General features: G+C 40.8%; 16 protein-coding genes. 5 read left to right on the top strand and 11 right to left on the bottom strand.

The annotated features are described in order from the left end of the window. Positions 1-59 precede the first annotated feature (59 nt). Together pyrE and LEP1GSC192_RS15510 are read left to right on the top strand one after the other, a co-directional pair. Entirely contained in the window at positions 60-617 is a 558-nt protein-coding gene (gene pyrE, locus LEP1GSC192_RS15515) for an orotate phosphoribosyltransferase (RefSeq protein ID WP_020770947.1), read from the top strand. Further along, on the top strand, positions 617-1,336 hold the full coding sequence (locus LEP1GSC192_RS15510) for a hypothetical protein (protein ID WP_020770976.1): 720 nt from the start codon (positions 617-619) through the stop codon (positions 1,334-1,336). Before pyrE ends, LEP1GSC192_RS15510 begins: the two co-directional genes overlap by 1 nt. Here LEP1GSC192_RS15510 and LEP1GSC192_RS15505 read toward each other — a convergent pair. The 6 genes from LEP1GSC192_RS15505 to LEP1GSC192_RS15480 all read right to left on the bottom strand — a co-directional run bounded on the left by LEP1GSC192_RS15505 (position 1,323) and on the right by LEP1GSC192_RS15480 (position 8,778). Next, the gene (locus tag LEP1GSC192_RS15505) at positions 1,323-2,276 is read right to left on the bottom strand and encodes a hypothetical protein (protein ID WP_020770921.1); all 954 of its coding nucleotides are present in this window, start codon (positions 2,274-2,276) and stop codon (positions 1,323-1,325) included. The two genes, LEP1GSC192_RS15510 and LEP1GSC192_RS15505, sit on opposite strands and share 14 nt — an antisense overlap. A 48-nt stretch (positions 2,277-2,324) precedes the next feature. After that, complete coding sequence (locus LEP1GSC192_RS15500; RefSeq protein WP_020770953.1) at positions 2,325-4,832, bottom strand: ABC transporter permease; 2,508 nt, start codon at positions 4,830-4,832, stop codon at positions 2,325-2,327. Further along, positions 4,829-5,536: an ABC transporter ATP-binding protein gene (locus LEP1GSC192_RS15495; protein ID WP_020770910.1), complete on the bottom strand. Its 708-nt coding sequence runs from the start codon at positions 5,534-5,536 to the stop codon at positions 4,829-4,831. Before LEP1GSC192_RS15495 ends, LEP1GSC192_RS15500 begins: the two co-directional genes overlap by 4 nt. Positions 5,537-5,806: 270 nt before the next feature. Further along, positions 5,807-6,928 carry a SpoIID/LytB domain-containing protein gene (locus LEP1GSC192_RS15490; protein WP_020770934.1) on the bottom strand — a complete coding sequence of 374 codons (1,122 nt, stop codon included), beginning with the start codon at positions 6,926-6,928 and terminating at the stop codon, positions 5,807-5,809. A 59-nt stretch (positions 6,929-6,987) separates the two neighbouring features. Then, a complete protein-coding gene (locus LEP1GSC192_RS15485; protein WP_020770908.1) occupies positions 6,988-8,331 on the bottom strand; it encodes a class I SAM-dependent RNA methyltransferase in 1,344 nt (447 codons plus the stop codon). A 3-nt stretch (positions 8,332-8,334) separates the two neighbouring features. Continuing rightward, the gene (locus tag LEP1GSC192_RS15480; RefSeq protein ID WP_008589780.1) at positions 8,335-8,778 is read right to left on the bottom strand and encodes a hypothetical protein; all 444 of its coding nucleotides are present in this window, start codon (positions 8,776-8,778) and stop codon (positions 8,335-8,337) included. Between LEP1GSC192_RS15480 and LEP1GSC192_RS15475 the strand changes: the two genes are divergently transcribed. Next, positions 8,777-9,316, top strand: coding sequence for a lipoprotein (locus LEP1GSC192_RS15475; protein WP_036090538.1), 540 nt, complete (start codon positions 8,777-8,779; stop codon positions 9,314-9,316). The two genes, LEP1GSC192_RS15480 and LEP1GSC192_RS15475, sit on opposite strands and share 2 nt — an antisense overlap. Here the strand turns inward: LEP1GSC192_RS15475 and LEP1GSC192_RS15470 are convergent. The 4 genes from LEP1GSC192_RS15470 to LEP1GSC192_RS15455 all read right to left on the bottom strand — a co-directional run bounded on the left by LEP1GSC192_RS15470 (position 9,313) and on the right by LEP1GSC192_RS15455 (position 13,256). Continuing rightward, positions 9,313-10,188, bottom strand: coding sequence for an alpha/beta hydrolase (locus tag LEP1GSC192_RS15470; protein WP_020770933.1), 876 nt, complete (start codon positions 10,186-10,188; stop codon positions 9,313-9,315). The genes LEP1GSC192_RS15475 and LEP1GSC192_RS15470 overlap by 4 nt on opposite strands. Continuing rightward, entirely contained in the window at positions 10,154-12,190 is a 2,037-nt protein-coding gene (locus tag LEP1GSC192_RS15465) for a DUF4105 domain-containing protein (RefSeq protein ID WP_020770945.1), read from the bottom strand. The genes LEP1GSC192_RS15470 and LEP1GSC192_RS15465 overlap by 35 nt, the downstream gene beginning before the upstream one ends. A gap of 80 nt (positions 12,191-12,270) precedes the next feature. Beyond that, a complete protein-coding gene (locus LEP1GSC192_RS15460) occupies positions 12,271-12,750 on the bottom strand; it encodes a DUF3015 family protein (RefSeq protein WP_020770949.1) in 480 nt (159 codons plus the stop codon). Between the two features lie 11 nt (positions 12,751-12,761). Next, positions 12,762-13,256, bottom strand: a complete 495-nt coding sequence (locus LEP1GSC192_RS15455; protein WP_020770915.1) for a DUF3015 domain-containing protein — start codon at positions 13,254-13,256, stop codon at positions 12,762-12,764. A gap of 471 nt (positions 13,257-13,727) precedes the next feature. Here LEP1GSC192_RS15455 and LEP1GSC192_RS15445 point away from each other — a divergent pair, with 471 nt between their 5' ends. Both LEP1GSC192_RS15445 and LEP1GSC192_RS15440 read left to right on the top strand, forming a co-directional pair. After that, positions 13,728-14,054 carry a TRL domain-containing protein gene (locus tag LEP1GSC192_RS15445; RefSeq protein ID WP_020770955.1) on the top strand — a complete coding sequence of 109 codons (327 nt, stop codon included), beginning with the start codon at positions 13,728-13,730 and terminating at the stop codon, positions 14,052-14,054. Between the two features lie 162 nt (positions 14,055-14,216). Then, entirely contained in the window at positions 14,217-15,353 is a 1,137-nt protein-coding gene (locus LEP1GSC192_RS15440) for a hypothetical protein (RefSeq protein WP_020770972.1), read from the top strand. A 1-nt stretch (position 15,354) separates the two neighbouring features. On the opposite strand, the gene LEP1GSC192_RS15435 is transcribed toward LEP1GSC192_RS15440, so the two are convergent. Further along, positions 15,355-15,999, bottom strand: a complete 645-nt coding sequence (locus LEP1GSC192_RS15435) for a hypothetical protein (RefSeq protein ID WP_020770944.1) — start codon at positions 15,997-15,999, stop codon at positions 15,355-15,357. Positions 16,000-16,012 lie beyond the last annotated feature (13 nt).

Below are 16,012 nucleotides of genomic sequence, written 5' to 3'. Positions count from 1 at the left end.
TTTTCCTGAGGAGTTTCTACTATCATGGGATTCCGGGCATTGCCCGAGGGAGATCCGCTTTGAGGGAAGAATTGTTTCAACTCATTCAAACCCACGCCTATCGTTTCCGAGAGGAACCTTTCACACTGGCCAGTGGTAAAAAATCCAGGCATTACTTTAATTGTAAGGAAATCACTCTTCATCCGCAAAGATTGGAATTACTTTGTAAGTATATTGTGGAAAAACATCTCCCGGAATCCGGTCTGGACGGGGAAGAGGCCTTTGGAGGTCTCACTATGGGAGCGGATCCTATTTGTTTCGGGATCGCTTTGGAATACCGTAAACATTCCAAGAACGTGTTCCCGTTGATCGTGAGAAAACAAGCCAAGGATCACGGCACCAAAAATTTGGTAGAAGGCGGCGTAAACGCTGTCAAATCCTGTGTGGTCGTGGACGACGTGATCACAACGGGAGGTTCCACCTTGCAGGCGATCAAAAGTTTAAGAGATGCAGGATTGGAAGTGAAAGCATGTATTTGCATTTTAGACAGGGAAGAAGGCGGTAGAAAAGCGATCGAAGAAGAAGGGATCCAGGTTTTCCCTTTGTTTAAAAAATCGGAATTTGGAAGTTTAGAATAATGTCCGTATTTCAATACGATTCTCCCGTTTTTAAGAAAAAATTACTGATCCGAACAGGACTAGTACTTTCTGTTTTCGTAATATTTATCGGAGTCAGTTTCGTTCAGGTGGAATTGGATAAAAGATCCGCATTTCTTTCCATGTATTTGCTCCTGAGCGGTGTACTAATACTGCTTCTTCTAAAAAATTATCGAAGACAGTTAAAAGTATTGGAAGGCGCCAAGGTGGAATTGGATTCTTCTTCCTTAAAACAATGGAACGCGAAAGGCCAATGTATGGAATTCGAATTTCGCGATCTGGATAGTATCGAAAAAGATAGATTTCGAGGTTATGAAAGGATCCTTCTCATCTCCAAACAAGGAACATATATCCCGATCTTAAATTTGGAGAATATGGATCAGTTCTTAAGCGAGTTAGAAAAAAAATCCGGCAAAAAGGCGAAAGTTTTCGAAGAAGATTCGAAGGTGTTAACCTGGAAAACCCTCATTGCTTTTGTGCCTTCGATCGGTGCGGCAATCGCTTTCGGAAGCGGATACTGGAAGGAAAAACAGGACGCGTTATTTATCGTGTTCATAACGAATGCACTTTTGTTCCTGATCTATTTTCCAAAAGATCGAATGGACACGGGATATTCCGTAAGAAGGAGATATATCTTTATCTTAGTGGTATTGCTGATCGTTTTACTAGCTCGATATTTCGAGTGGATTAATTTTGGATAGAACCCGAATTGGTGATCCCTTTCAGAATATTCATTTTTTTTTGAGCAAGCCTTCTCAGCTCGGTCATCTCTTCCGTAAAATTTTGTAAGATTGGATCCAGATGTATATGGTTTTCCATAGTTTGGATACTATCCCTAACGTATTTTAGATCGTCGAAGTTGACTAACTTTCCTCCTAAGATTAGTTTGCGCACCGTATCGAATTCGTACTTTCTCAAATGGATACGAACTAAAAACTCAACGGAAAATTTAGCAGTAAGCCTGGACCAAGGGCTTTTCGGATTAAAAGCGACTTCGTTAGATGCGACTGCATCAGCCGCTCTTTTAAATCCCAAAGGGGAATTTCCGCCACCCCCGCCCAAAGAAGTTATTTCGTAATCAGGAATATCTCTCGCTACGGTGACAGGGGCCCCGTTCCTTTCCAATAACTCCGATAATAAATTTCTGCGCCTATTATCGTCATAATCGTTGGGGGCAGCGGTGAGAACCCTTTGGTATTCTTCCAACATTACTGCGATATTGATGAACCTTCCCAAGGGAGTATTATTATGTTCTTTGATCTTAGGAAATAATTCTCTGGTGATCTGGAAGGGAGATTTTCTTTTATAATAAGTGGCCTCGTATGCCTTCTCCAGTTTTTTCTCCGCAAATCCTTTCAGCTCCGTGACAATGTTTAGGTCGGCGTAGATATATGCGTCCACTCCCTGGTCTTGGTCCCTGGAATTTTTGGATTGTTCGGGAAGAACGATCTTAATGATAAAAATATAACGAGCTTCTCGGAGCATTTCCAGGATTTGGCGGATTTCGTGCATATCTCTGGAAAAGAATGCGATCATATCCTTCAAAAAAGAATCGGAAGTAGGGATCCGATTGTCCTCCTGCTGATTGATCTTTTTGATCTCTTCGGCAAGTTCCAGGGCAATTTCCAGCTGAGTAGCCATCGAAGGAATAACTTACTTCGGGCTAGCTGGGAATCAAGATAGTTTTCCTTATTCCGGGCTGAGCTGGAAGCTCATTTTTCTCAATATACGTAGAGGATAGATTGCGGAAATCCAACCCAGGATCGGCGCAAAAATTAGGATGAAGACCGGGGTTTCGGGTAAAAAGGAGAAGGTAAGAGTCCAACCAAATGCGTTCTTGTTTACCACGTACAAAATGATAGGAGACATGATAAGAGAAGAGAGGATCCCGAAGAATGCACCGAATCCTGTAAGATAAACCGACTCCGTTTTTAGAATGATACCAAGTTGCTCCTGAGACGCTCCCAAATATTTCAGAAGGCCTAAGATCCTTCGCTTATCGTATAAAGTATGGACCAAGGAGGAAAGTAGTGAAATGACCGAGATCAGAATGGCGGTTGCCTTGAGAGAATCCAAAACTCTGAATACTTTATTGATCTCGTATAGATAAATTTCCCTAAGTTGTGCGGAATCCAGGAGAATTAAGTCCTTGTATTCGGGATCCGACTTTAGAAAGTCCAAAATTTTATTTTTGGAATATTCTATCCCGGAAACGTCCGAGTATTCTCTTTTTAAGAAAAGTTTAATGGAGTTTATGGTCTTAACTTCGAAATTTTTTTCGTAGGAACGGATATCCATCATTACCGTTCCCTTTTCCGAAAAAAAATGTTCTTTGATCCCTTTAATATGAAAATTCTTAATACCGAAAGGAGTTTGGGAAACGAGAATATCACCCACTTTCAGTTTTTTTAAATGTGCCATATTCGAAGAAATTAAAATATCGGTTTCTTCCTTTACCTCATTCTCTATTCTTTCCGGCTTGTCCCTATAAACGGAAAAATCGTATGCATGAATGATAAAATTTCCTTTATCGGTATCGAAAGAAGTATTCACCAAAAAACCGTCCAGGTAAGAGCTTACACCTAAATCCCTGATCTTTTCCGGAAGGTCTTTCGGAACTCCGCCGTGGATCCCGGAATGGAAAAATCGATCGTTTATGATCGTAAAGTCGGAAGGATATTCGGAATCCACCCAATCATTCAAAGATTTTTTATAACTGTCCGTAAGAATGGTCAGACATAAAACCAAAGAAACCGCGAGCATCACAGTTGCCGCAGTCAAAGTGTTCCTTCCAGGATTTTCTTTTAATTCCTCCAAACCGATTCTGAAAAAAGGAAAACTTTTATCACTTTTATCCAGGATCTTGGACACGCCCGAACTGAATAAGGAAAGTAGATAAGGAAAAGCGAATGTGATCCCGATGGTCACACCTCCTACACCCAGTAAACCGGGCAGAGGAAGCTTCCATGGAGATGGAAGATTAGAAATCCCTAAAGAAGCAAAAAAAATAATTCCACCGTAGATCGCAAGTTTTGAGTTCGGGATCTGTCTTTTTTCTTTTTGGGAATCTCTAAGTATGGAAAGGGGAGGGACCTTACCTGCTCGGATTGCAGGATACACGGAAGAAAGGATCGAGCCCAAGATCCCAAGTCCGGCAGCGAGGCCCAAATCGATGAGGGAAATAGAACTATAAGTGGATAATAGGTTTTTATCCACGAGTCCCGACTCTGGACGGAAAAAATCCAAACCGGAGAAGAATATTCCGAATAGGATCCCTAAGACGGTACCTATACTTCCTAACAAAACGGACTGACTTAAAAAAAGAAAAATAGAAGATCTTACATCCAATCCTAAGGTTCTTAATATTCCCAGTTCTCTTTCTCTACTCAAATACAGACCGGTCATTGTATTGGAAACCATGAAGAACGCGATCAAAAGCGAGATAAAAGAAATGATAAGAAGATTTAATTGAAAAGAACGAAGTGCATTTGCCGATTTTTCTTGGATCTCTTCCGAAGTTTCTATTTTGACATTTGAGCCTAAGAACTTTTGTAAACTTTCTTTCGTTTGGGAAAGATCAACTGAAGAGGACTTTAAAAGTAAATAGTCCGCTCCGTCTATATCCGGGATTTTTTCTTGGATCAAAGAAATGTCTTCGATGACCAGAAATCCACCTTCCATATCAACCGGAGTATAATCCTTAAACTCCCAAGTTTTTCCATTTAGTAAAAGAGTGAAAGGTTGACCTTTGAATTTTTCCGATAGAGACTTGGATACATACGTTTTTTCTAATGGACCGGAAGTATCCGATCCATTGTCTATCTTTAAGGGAATTCCTAAATATTCTTTGGTTAGGTCCATTCCTATGTACAAAACCCTTAGATTGTCCGAGGAAATTCCTTCTTTCTGTATCCTGGGTCTAATCGCGGAAATATTTCTTAGATCCGGATGGGACTGTATTTTGGAAAGGATCCGCCAATTAAGGCTTTGCTCGGAGTTACTTGGAGAAATTTTTAAATTAAAATCTCCTTTCAGGTAACCCATGGAAAAATCGATGAGAGATTTTTCCGCCTTATTTGCATTACTTGTAGTGGATAAAAAAAGTCCCACACCCAAGGAAATCCCTAAAAGTGCGAATATGAATCTAGGAAGATGTGTCTTAAAATATTCGTATAGGAATAAGAAGTATAAATTCATACAAGACCCAGGGCAGGATTTTGTTCCGGCAAGATGAGTCCATCCTTCATTTTGAGTCGGACTTTTCCTTTTTCTCCGATCTCCCTATCGTGAGTTACTATGAATAAGGAAAACTTTTCCTTCTCTTGTAGCTCTAATAGAAGTTCCAAAATTTTATGCGCGTGATACGTATCTAAATTCCCGGTAGGTTCATCCGCTAAAACGATACTCGGACGTTTTGCAAGCGCTCTGGCGATTGCGACTCTTTGTTGTTCTCCACCCGAAAGTTCGTCCGGTTTATGTTTAAACCTATGAGCCAGATCCACCTTTTCTAAAGCTTCTTTGGCGATCTCTCTCGCCTTGGATTTTCCGAAACCGGAGATATATAGAGGTAAGGCTACGTTTTCTAAAGCGCTTAAGTAAGGAAGAAGGTGAAAGAACTGGAAGATGATCCCGGTCTCGTTCCTGCGATATTCGGTAAGTTCTTGTTCCGTAAAATTGCTAAGGTTTTTTCCGCCGATCCAAACTTCTCCGGAATCTGCTTGGTCAATGCCGGATAGAATATTCAAAAATGTGGATTTACCGGAACCGGATGGGCCCATCAACGTTAAAAAAGTATCCGCAACTTCTAAGTTGATCCCTTTCAGGACCGGGACGTGTTGTTTTCCATTAATATAGGACTTGGTTAAATTTCGGATCAGGATCTTGTTTGTCGGATTCGACATGGTCCTATTTTGCATCCTCTAGGAGAGGAGGCAAGGAAAAGAAGGGCGGTTTCGCACGGAGCTCACAGAGGAGACGGAGCAGTAGTGAGAGAATATAATAGTTTTATATATTTAAAATAAGTTTGAGGACAAACGAAGGTTTCGCACGAAGCTCACAGAGACCACGAAGGAATATCAGGATCTGGGAACTCCAACACCCGACTCCTCTCGGTGCTCAACGTTTCTAAATTAAAAACTCTCTGTGTTCTCCGTGATCTCTGTGCGAAAAAATTACCTAGTAATTCTAGCGAATTCGATTCCTTGGTAATAGTGACGGATGATCTCCGCATAGGTAAAATTCTGTTTTGCCATGCCGAAACTTCCCCATTGGCTTAGTCCCACACCATGACCGGCGCCCATTCCCTTGATCAAAAATCCTTCACTCTCTCTTTTGATACCGAAACGAAGAGACTTCACTGAAGTTCCGAGCAAATTACGGAATTCTTTTCCTTTCATTTTAGATGTGCCTTGTTTGCCGATCACTTCCAAAAGATCCACTCTACCGGAAGGAGTTCTAGAAAGTACTTGGATGGATTGAATGGAGCCCACGCCTAGGGAAGAAAGAGTTTGATCCATTTTATCTTGGTTTACAATTTCTTTCCAAACGAAATTATCCCCGGCTTCATCGAATCTGGAGGCGACGGATTCCAAATACGGAAGCCTTTTTCCTCCCCAAACTTGGTCCGGAGTTTCTGTTCTTCCACCGCTATTGGAATGAAAGAACATATGGATCGGATCGTCTTCATAAACGGCAAGAACACCTTCCGTATCACGAACAGCTTGAGTGGTTCTTGGATTTTCTTTCGTCATACCTGCATACGCTTGTGAATTCACAGTGGATTCCACATCGTACGCCGTATCTTTTTTGTTCAAGATCTCTCTAACTGCATAAGTCCTGGAACAGATCGCTTGCGCTTTTAAAGCCTCTGTCGGCCAGCCTGCAGGAACTTCGGAAGGAACAACGGAATACAAATATTCTTCCAAAGGAACTCTGTTGATCACCAGAATATTGCCGCTTTTATCAGGTTGGAGTAAAATTTCTCCTCTGAACTTTCTTCCTTTATATTCCAGACCAGGATTGTCCGCAACGAAACGGATGGGCGCCTTCAATTTTTTAGCATCAAGAGACACCGCATCGTAAGCACGTTTGATCAGAAGATCGTTCACATCATATACGAAAATTACACCGTCCGCTTTGATCATCAGATCGGATTCAGCCTTACCTAAAAAGACACGGATCTTTTCGGACGTTTTGAGAGCGTTCGGAGAATTCCAAGGACGGATGATGACGGTATTACAGCCCCAAACCGCCAAAATTAAGAATGATAGAATGATGAAAGAAAGTCGTTTCATGGGCACCTTCGGTTTCGTATACCTTTGGTACTTACTATCGAAAAAAAATCGGATTCCCTTCAGCGATTTTTAGGGGAGAAGATGGATACTGCTTCTAAATGAGGAGTCTGAGGGAAGGGGTCGCAAAGTAGGAACTCTTCCATTCGGTAGGATTCTTCCAGGAGTTTTGCATCCCTCAGAAGATTTTCCGGGTTACAGGAAATATAGATAAGTTGGGAAACGGGGTTGGAATTTAAGAAGGTACACAATTCGGGGGAAAGGCCGCTTCGTGGAGGATCTGCGATCACAACGGAATCCTTCCAAGGTAGATTGGCAGAGGACATTTTCTCCAATCCCTTTTTGTGAAACAGGTCGAATGCCAGAAATTCAATCTTTTTGTCCGGGAAAACCTCCTGTAGGAACTCCTCACCCGCGGAAACCGAAGAAGATACGATATCGATCCCTAAGATCCGAGAAAATTTTTCTCCGAATAGAATCGAAAAAAATCCACTCCCGCAGAAAAGGTCGGCAAGATTTTCCGCACGGACAATTTTAGATTTAATAAATTCTAAAATTTTAATGAACTCTTTCGGGTTCGGTTGAAAAAAACCGTCAAAAGGAATTTTGAATTTTTTACCCCAGATCTCTTCGATAAGATAAATATTTCCCCGGATTGCGATCGCTTCTCCCGATGCGGAAATTTCTCCTTTTTTGCGGTTGAAACAAAATACTATATTTTTCGCGCTTAGGACTTCTAACGCCTTTTCCGCAACTTTCCGCATCAGATCTTCGTTTTTGAAATCTTCCGTGAAAGTAAGAATACTCATGGAGTCGTCATGGAAAACCGATTTGCGAAGAGTAAAATATTTCAGGTAACCTGATTCTTTTTTGCGGTCATATTCCAAATCAGGAAAACATTCTAAAAGTTTTTGAAAAAGTGGCATTTCCGAATTTGCCCAGTCCGTTTGGATGGAACAGTTCCTTATCGGCACGATCTTTCTGAAATTTCCGGACATTCTTAATCCGACGATTCGACCGGGAAAAACTGCAAAATCCATACGATTCCGGTAAGAATAAGAAGAATCCGCAGGAGAAACAGATAGTCGGCTCGGATCAAAATTTTCTAATCCGTTTAAGATCGGCTCGGTTGTTAATTTGAATTGTTCCGAATAGGGCAGGTGTTGGCCGGAACATCCTCCGCATTCTCCAAAACTTGCACATTGAGGAGCAGAGATCCTCGGCTCTAGATGAATAGGATCCCATTTATAGAATACTTTTCTTTTTCCGAATTTGTATACGTTATATACGTCTCCAGGAAGCGAATAAGGGATTTCTATTTTTCTTTTTCCTAATGTACCTTCACCTCTTAGGTTGGGAAGAAGGTTTTCAATCTCTAAAACTCCGAAAGGTTCCTGATCAAACATGGATTAAGGACGAATGTCTATATTCTCCAGGCCTTGGTTGGTAAATATCTCTTCGTATTTGCTGATATAAGGAGCTTCTTTTTCGATCCTTTCTTCGATTGCCATAGAAGCGACTCCTGTTTCTCCATACTCTTGAAGAAAATCCCTTCTGGCCATTCTGTGAATAAGCTCGTCCCAGAATAATTCGTTATCGTAATCGGAGATGATATCGAATATATCCGTTTGGTCTTCGAATTTGCGAGTAGGGAAATACACATCGTCAGCGGCATCGTAGTCCACGAATTCCTGCTTCCCAAAATCTTTTGCAAAGGAAAGTATGTATTGCTCGAGTTCGGCGTAGGAATTTAACTCCTCGTCCCCTTCGTTAAAAGCATTGATCATCCAACTGGAGATCGCGATGGATTTTAGTAAGGTTTCGTACTGCTCGGGTGTGAACTCAATTTTCATGAAAAATCCTCGAATTAGGGTCAATTTTAACCGTAGAGCCCAAGGAGCTACCAGATTTTTTCAGAGGGTTGCCAACTTTAGGTCCTTCGTACTTTGTATTTGCCTGGTCTTAGGATTCGGGTCTTGCACAAGCTCTCAGAGATTCGATCAACTGAAAAAAGCGAAAGAGGATCAAGCCTTGGTATATGTGCTTAGGCCGCAGAGAGAAGCTCAGTCCTTATTCACCTTTCGTATCGAATTGTATCGATATTCCGGATCTTTTAAAGAAGGGAATAGAGTATTATTCCAAAAATTCGGATTGGATTCCGGCGAATATAAGGTCTTGGAGCTTGCTCCCGGATTTTATACGTTAAAATGTAGGGACTTCGAAAAAGTATTTTTCGCAAAGGAAGGTAAAGTAATCTTCTTATCTATAGAACTTTATAATACAGGTAACTTCTCTTTACCGGAATTGTTTATCCAAGAACCCAAACCGGAAGAGGCACTTAGATCTTTATTGGAAGGTAAAAGAATGTACTGGTTCCCTTCCGAAAACTAAGGAGTCCAATGAGAGACCAGTTCTTCCAGGAATTTTAAGAATTTTTTTGCTCCGTCGGATCTGCCCATTCCCATCCAATCTAGATGTCCTCCTCCTTTGATCTCCCAGAAAATTTTTGGATCCTTCGCTTTTTGGAAAAGTTCCATCCCGTTCGGATAGGAAACGATCTGGTCCTCTGTTCCATGCACGACCAATAGTTTTACCGGAGAAATTTGATCCGCTACTTCTCCCGGACTTAAATGATCCGAGAAGAAGAACCCGACCAATTGCCCTATCGGAAAGAAAAACGCTCTCTCTGCCACCGTTTTAGCCACATGAGAATAATACGCGAAAGTCCCGTCGCCGACTACGAGTAATAATCCCTCTTTGTTTTGTATTTCTCCGACGGCTCGTATTGCAAGCGCTCCACCCATACTTTGTCCGTAAACAATCCAAGGAATGCCCAGTTCTTTTGCCCTGTTTTGTTGGAATTTCAGAATTTCTTTAGAATCTTCTAATATAGATTCCTTTTCCGCTTCTCCTTCCGAATCTCCGTAACCTCTATAGTCCCAGATCACTAATTCGTAACCTTTTTCCACAAGCCATACAAGACTGATATAGTGGCTGGACATATTGTCTCCATTGCCATGGAACTGGAGAATGCTCGCTTTCGCTTTTACCCTAGAAGGTTTGAAAATCCAAACTTTGATATTTGTGCCGTCTTTCATCTGAAGAGAAATTTTTTCGGGCCGAAATCCCATTTTTTCTGGAGAGATATACATTTCCCTGGTAGGGTAGAATAACATAGAAGAACAACTGCCCGATAAAAATAGAATAAGAATGGAATAGTAGAAATAATTAAAATTGATACACATAGGAGAAGCTAGCTTCATTATAATTCCTTTGGGCTTTTGCCTCTAATCTCAATTCATGATTGGCATGGATCGCATAACGAAACCCTAATTGTGCCTTATAATCGTCCGGGATCCCGTAAACGGAAAAAGTATAATAATGCAAAGACAAGACCGCCTTAAAAATATCAAAATTGGCGATCCAATAAGTCGCGATCTGAGGAGCCACAATTGCATTCGTATCGTACTTACCATTATACCTTACTTTTGCACCTGCTTGTGCGGAGAATAAAAACCGTTTTGGCCCCTCCGAAAATTCGTCCTGGAAACTATAACCGAAAGTAGTCTCTAAATTTGCGTTTGTGACTCTTTCATATTTTTCGGATCGGGAGATCTCGTCCAACCGATAGAGCGTATACGACAGATCTTCCGGTCGGAGGAGTGCCTGCCATTCCAGAAGTTTTCTATCTTCTTTGTTCCTGTTTTTTTCATAAACGGAAGAGTCCGCACCCGAATCCACAAAATAAGAAACGGAACGACCTAATGAATTATAAGGAGTTAAGGATAACATGCGGATGATATGAAATTCTTCCAGATGTAGTTTTTTTGAATCCTGATAATACCTTGCCTTGAGAGAAAAATAATCCACGGAAGAATTCGGGATATAACCTTGGTCCGTATTCAATAGATCGTGGACTGCCGCCCTATAACCGAAACCTAAAAAATTTCCCAGATTGGAAGTCCCAACTTCATTATACAATGCCGAACTTCCGTGACCTATATGGGGGCTCTGGGTAATGGGAGAATATCCGGAATCATCGTAGTCGGTCGGGAGTTTGCTCCTGAACAAAAGTAATTGTTTGTAAGTTTGGTCCCATTCTTTCGGAGAATTTCCTTCCGCTTTTTTATAACGGAAAGAATCCAGGATCGTATCCGAAAGAAAAGAAGTCCTAATCTTAGGATCGGGTTCCTTATTCGTCAAAAGGGAAATATTGGCATTCTTCATTACATTTTCATAAAGATCCCTTTCTTCTTCGTTCATTTTCCTGAGTTTTTGGATAATTTTACTATGTAGAGAAGGCCGATATTTGATCTCTTTAACAAGACCGGCCTGCTCAATGTATTTTTTAACGGTATCTCCCGGGATCACAAAAGGTGCTTTGTCCCGAAGGTAAAGACTTGGTCTCGCTACTTCTATCAAAGAAAATAGATGATAGGAACAGTTCTCATCCAGAAAATAATAATCGAATGTGGCCGCTCCCAGTTCCCAGAGATGCCTTGTCATTCTTTTGACTTCTTCCTCTTTTAGGTCCAGTTCGTATTCCCAAAGATCCCTGCTTTCGATATCATTATATTCCGCAATTTTAACATAGTAAGGAAATAAGGAGAATGTTCCGGGATATCCGCCGAACAAACCCAAAATAGAATACACGATCGCATTTGTAGACTCAGGGTCCGCGTTTGCGGCATAGTTCACGGAATATTCTAAAATTTCTTTCCGATTCGGATCTCCTGAATCCAATTTTAAAAGGGTATGACCGAAGATGGAAGCGGGGGCATTCATATAATAAGAAGCGAATATGATTTTTGCTCCTTTCGGGTTCAAGGTAGCGAACCATTTTTCGAATCTGGAACAATCTACTTCTGTAAAATCCTGATCCGGAATGGAAAGTTTCTCTTGGATCCATCTTTTTCTTTCCGGAAATTTACACGATGGATGCATCCAATTTTCCTCTCCGGACGGAGGTGAGGCTGGCGTCATAAACGCTTCAATGGCGGAGAGTAGCTCACTTTTCGGATTGTTTCTTCCCTCCTTGGAAAGAAAAAAAGAAGAAGAATCCGCTTCGCTTACCCAGTTGCCGAAAGTTGTCTTAGAATAATGTAATAGAAGGATCCAATATCTTTCTTCCCAAAGTTTTTTGACCTCTGCTAATTTTTGGTATTCTAGGATCTTTTTCGTGTCCGTCGCATAAGCAGAGCTGAAAGTTCCGAAGAGGGAGAATAAAAAGAGTAGTATAAAAAAAGAACGGAGCCTAGTTCGCACTTAGAGTTTTAGATTTTCAGAATATTCCCTTCTCCTTTGGGGAGAAGGGAATTGAACCTTAGAATATAAGGTGCGTATGATCAGATTTTGCAACTACCGACTAAAGCGGAGTTGTTTGCTACTTCGAATCTCATTTTTTCCAAAAAGGAATCCGGAGTATTTTGGTCGAAAAGTGCGGAGAATTTCTCTTTTCCTACTTTTCCGAATGTTCCCGTATCGGAGCAACCCATCAAAGAAGCGAAGGCTTCCATTTTTTCACCGGAACCTTTCGCAAATTCCTGCTCCAAAGATTGGAAGTTCATGTGAACGAAGATCTGTTGTTCGACTTGTTTTTGAGTGAAACCGCTCGTTTCGCAATTCAAAGTTCCAGTAGAAATCCCGAAACTTTGGTTTAAAACGGTTCCGTTTACGGTTGCCGCGATTACTTGGTGAACTTTTTTATTTTCCGTAATAACAACGGATCCCAAGCCGCATCCTGCAGCACCGTGTTTAGCGGAAGCCACATAAAATGGGGAAGCTACTAGAGCGAGAAAAAGAGATACTGATAATATTCTTTTCATGAGTTATCTCCTTAAATTTTGCAGCTTTTAGAGAGTGCTGCGTCTTTTCTGATCCCGTCTTTTACTGCGCTGAGTAAAGAGGAAGGTGTGGTTTCCTGAGTATACAATACATCGAAATTGGATTTTGTGTATTCTCCCAATTGTGCGGTTCCGTTTGTGGAACAACCTAGAAGTCCCGAAAGAGCTTCTAATTTTTCCCCTTTTCCTTGTGCCATTTCAGCTTCCAAAGAATTAAAATTGAGGGAAACGAATACTTCTTGAACTTTTTCCTTTTGAACCAGTCCGTCTGTTGCACAACCCAAAGTTCCGGTTGAAATTCCGAAAGTTTGGTTACCTGAAGTACCATTTGTAGTGGCTGCTAAAATTTGGTGACCACCTTTGTTTTCTTTAAAAACCAGAGACCCAAGGCCGCAACCTGCAACACCGTAGTCTGCGGCGGAGACCGAAATTCCCGAGGACAAGCAGAGTAAACCGACTAATCCTATCGATAGAAGTTCTTTTTTCATAAGTGAACCTCTCCTTCCTTTTTAGTTGGAAAATATAAAATTCCTTCGAAAGGAGATGTCAACCAGAATTAAACATAACAAAACATTCACCTTCGCGATAACGGAAAAGTTTTCTCTTTGGAAAGAATTTTTTATTTCGCGGATTCTTTACTCGTAAAATCGCGGATAAACGGAAAAATTTTTCGAAATTTCTGTCCGTATTCTTGGAAACGTTGGATACAATTGTTCGGTTGATCCTTACCTTTCGTTCGGAATACTACCTCTGTGGTTTTTTTATAATTTTTCCTTTTTTAAATCTTGACTCGAATCTTCTCAAAAAGATGATCCTCTCTAAAGTTTTTCCTTTCGAAAGAAGGTATGACGTTCTTTTCTATGTTTTTGTCTCTTGCCGAAAAATTTTCGGATCCAACAACACGCAAAACTAAGCGAAAATAAACAAAAAAGTAATATAGTATAACGGAGATAGATTCAATGAGAAAAATCATGTTATTAGCTGCCGCGTTAGTATTAGTGTCTGTAAGCAATTGTCTTCCAATCGTTTATGGATCCCTTTACACCAACGTAACGGACAACGCGACCATCTTCAACAGAGACAACTCTCAAAAAGACGGAATCGGTGAAAAATCGGGAGAAGCATGTGCATCTTCTGTTTTATTGCTGATTGCAACCGGGGACGCAGGTATTAAAGCTGCTGCCAAAAAAGGCGGGATCAAAGTGGTTAAATCCATCGATTTCAACAGATCGAACGTTCTTGGATCACTTTATGTTTCCAACTGTACGATAGCTTACGGAGATTAATTATCTCTTAGTTCATTTAAAATGAACGAAACTATCGAATTGTTTCCGATTTGATCCATTGGATCGTCTTGGAAAAACGGTTTCTAAAGGTCGTGTAAAATTTCATTTTACGCGGCCTTTTTTCTATTTCCTAAATTTTCTCCTTTCGTATTTCTTTCTTAGATGAAACACACATATTTGCTCCGATTCGATTCTAAAATATTCTTATTAGCCTTTATATTTGTTTTTTCTAATTTTTGTAGCGGAAGAGCGGACGGGGATCTGAAGGTTTCCGATGTCCCTCCCGATATGAAAAAAGTTTCCTGTGATACTCCTGCGTATCGAGTTAAAAATCTTTGCGAGGATGAAAAGGCGTACTTAGATTGGGCTTCGAAAGCATATCCCGAGCTAAACTCCTTGGATACATTGACCGAGGAAAACCTTTTAAAAGTATCGGAAGAGACTGAGGATATAGATAAGGGGGCCGCGATCTTTTATCATAGGATTATCAACGACTCCAGGAATAAAAGGTTTTTGGAATATTTGGACAAAAAGGAAAAAGAGTTCTCAGGGAAACGTCCGGACTTTTCTTCCAGAAAGATCGTACTAGTAATGGTTCCTGGTATGTTCTATGCGGACAATCCCAGCGTAGGAGCGGATGGCGCTTCGATTCGTAAGATGGTGGCAACTGTCGGAATACGTTCCGATCTGATCCCTATTGGACAGGTTTCCGATGTGCGTGAAAACGCTAGGATCATCTGCGAATACTTAGAAGTTTCAAATCCGGAAGAAACCGTGATCATTGCCTCTCCTAGTAAGGGTTCCTCTGATTTTAGAATGGCCATAGAAAGATGTGGGAATGAGCCCTATTTTAAAAAAGTGAAGGGTTGGTATAGTATAGGCGGGATCTTAAAAGGTTCCAGAATGATAGAAGGGATCTTGAATGATTTTTGGGTTAAGCTGGAAGTAAGAAGTTATTTTTTCTTTAAAGGTTATGATTGGGACGGATTTTTATCCATCCGAAAAGGGCAAGATGCTCCCTTGGATAGAGATTGGAAACTTCCTCCCGGGGTCAAGATGATCAATTTGGTGGGAGTTCCGCTGTTCCGTCATGTTACGGAAAGGGCCCGTCCATATTATAATTTTTTAATGAATTACGGCCCCAATGACGGGATCATTCTTTTGTCCGATTCTATCCATCCAGGGGGCTTAGTATATCCTTCTTTTCGGAACGATCATTATTTTACTCGACCTATGCCTACGGAAAGAATACTTGCGATGATAGAATTTCTTTTGGATCCCAACGCTCCCGCACTTTAGCTTAAAGTTTAGAGGAATACAGATCGGATTCGAATTTGTCTATTACGGCCTGGTAGGCATCGGATTCGCTAGGGTAGATATAATTTAACCAGAGAACCGGAAGGGTAAGTATCCAAACGAATGCTTTTCTGGTTATCTCATATTCAAAGGTTTTCCACACCGCATTGTCCTTATATACGGTAAACGTAATGTTTGCCCCATCCTTTCCGCTATAAGAAGGAAAAATGGTGAAAGTTGCGTAAGATAAATACAAAAAGATCATTGCGGATAAAGACGGATCTTTTTGGTAGGACTTCATATCTATATAATATCCTTTTTCAGGAGGATAATTCTCTATTTCTTTCCAACCCTTTGCAATAAACGCCTTTCTTACCTCGGGTTCGGCCCTGCTTAAACCTGGAAATCTACTGATTAAAAAATAGATACGGTCCTTATTTTTGTTGGGAGAATGATCCGACTCCAATTCCTTCCACCCTCTTTTCAGGAATTCTTTTCTCCTTTCGTGAGGATTCCAATCTTTCGGATCTTTTACGCTAAAGTAGATTATCGAGTCGGAAGGCTTTTCTTTTTTGGGAATATCCGTATAGTTAATAATGCACCCGTAAAAAGAAAAAAAGACAAGTACAATGAAGGGGAAATTTTTCATACTAATTGATACG

The organism is Leptospira sp. B5-022 (assembly GCF_000347035.1).
Taxonomy (GTDB): domain Bacteria; phylum Spirochaetota; class Leptospiria; order Leptospirales; family Leptospiraceae; genus Leptospira_B; species Leptospira_B cinconiae.
Note: the sequence above shows the minus strand (reverse complement) of the source record. Positions and strands in the feature narration are given on the sequence as shown.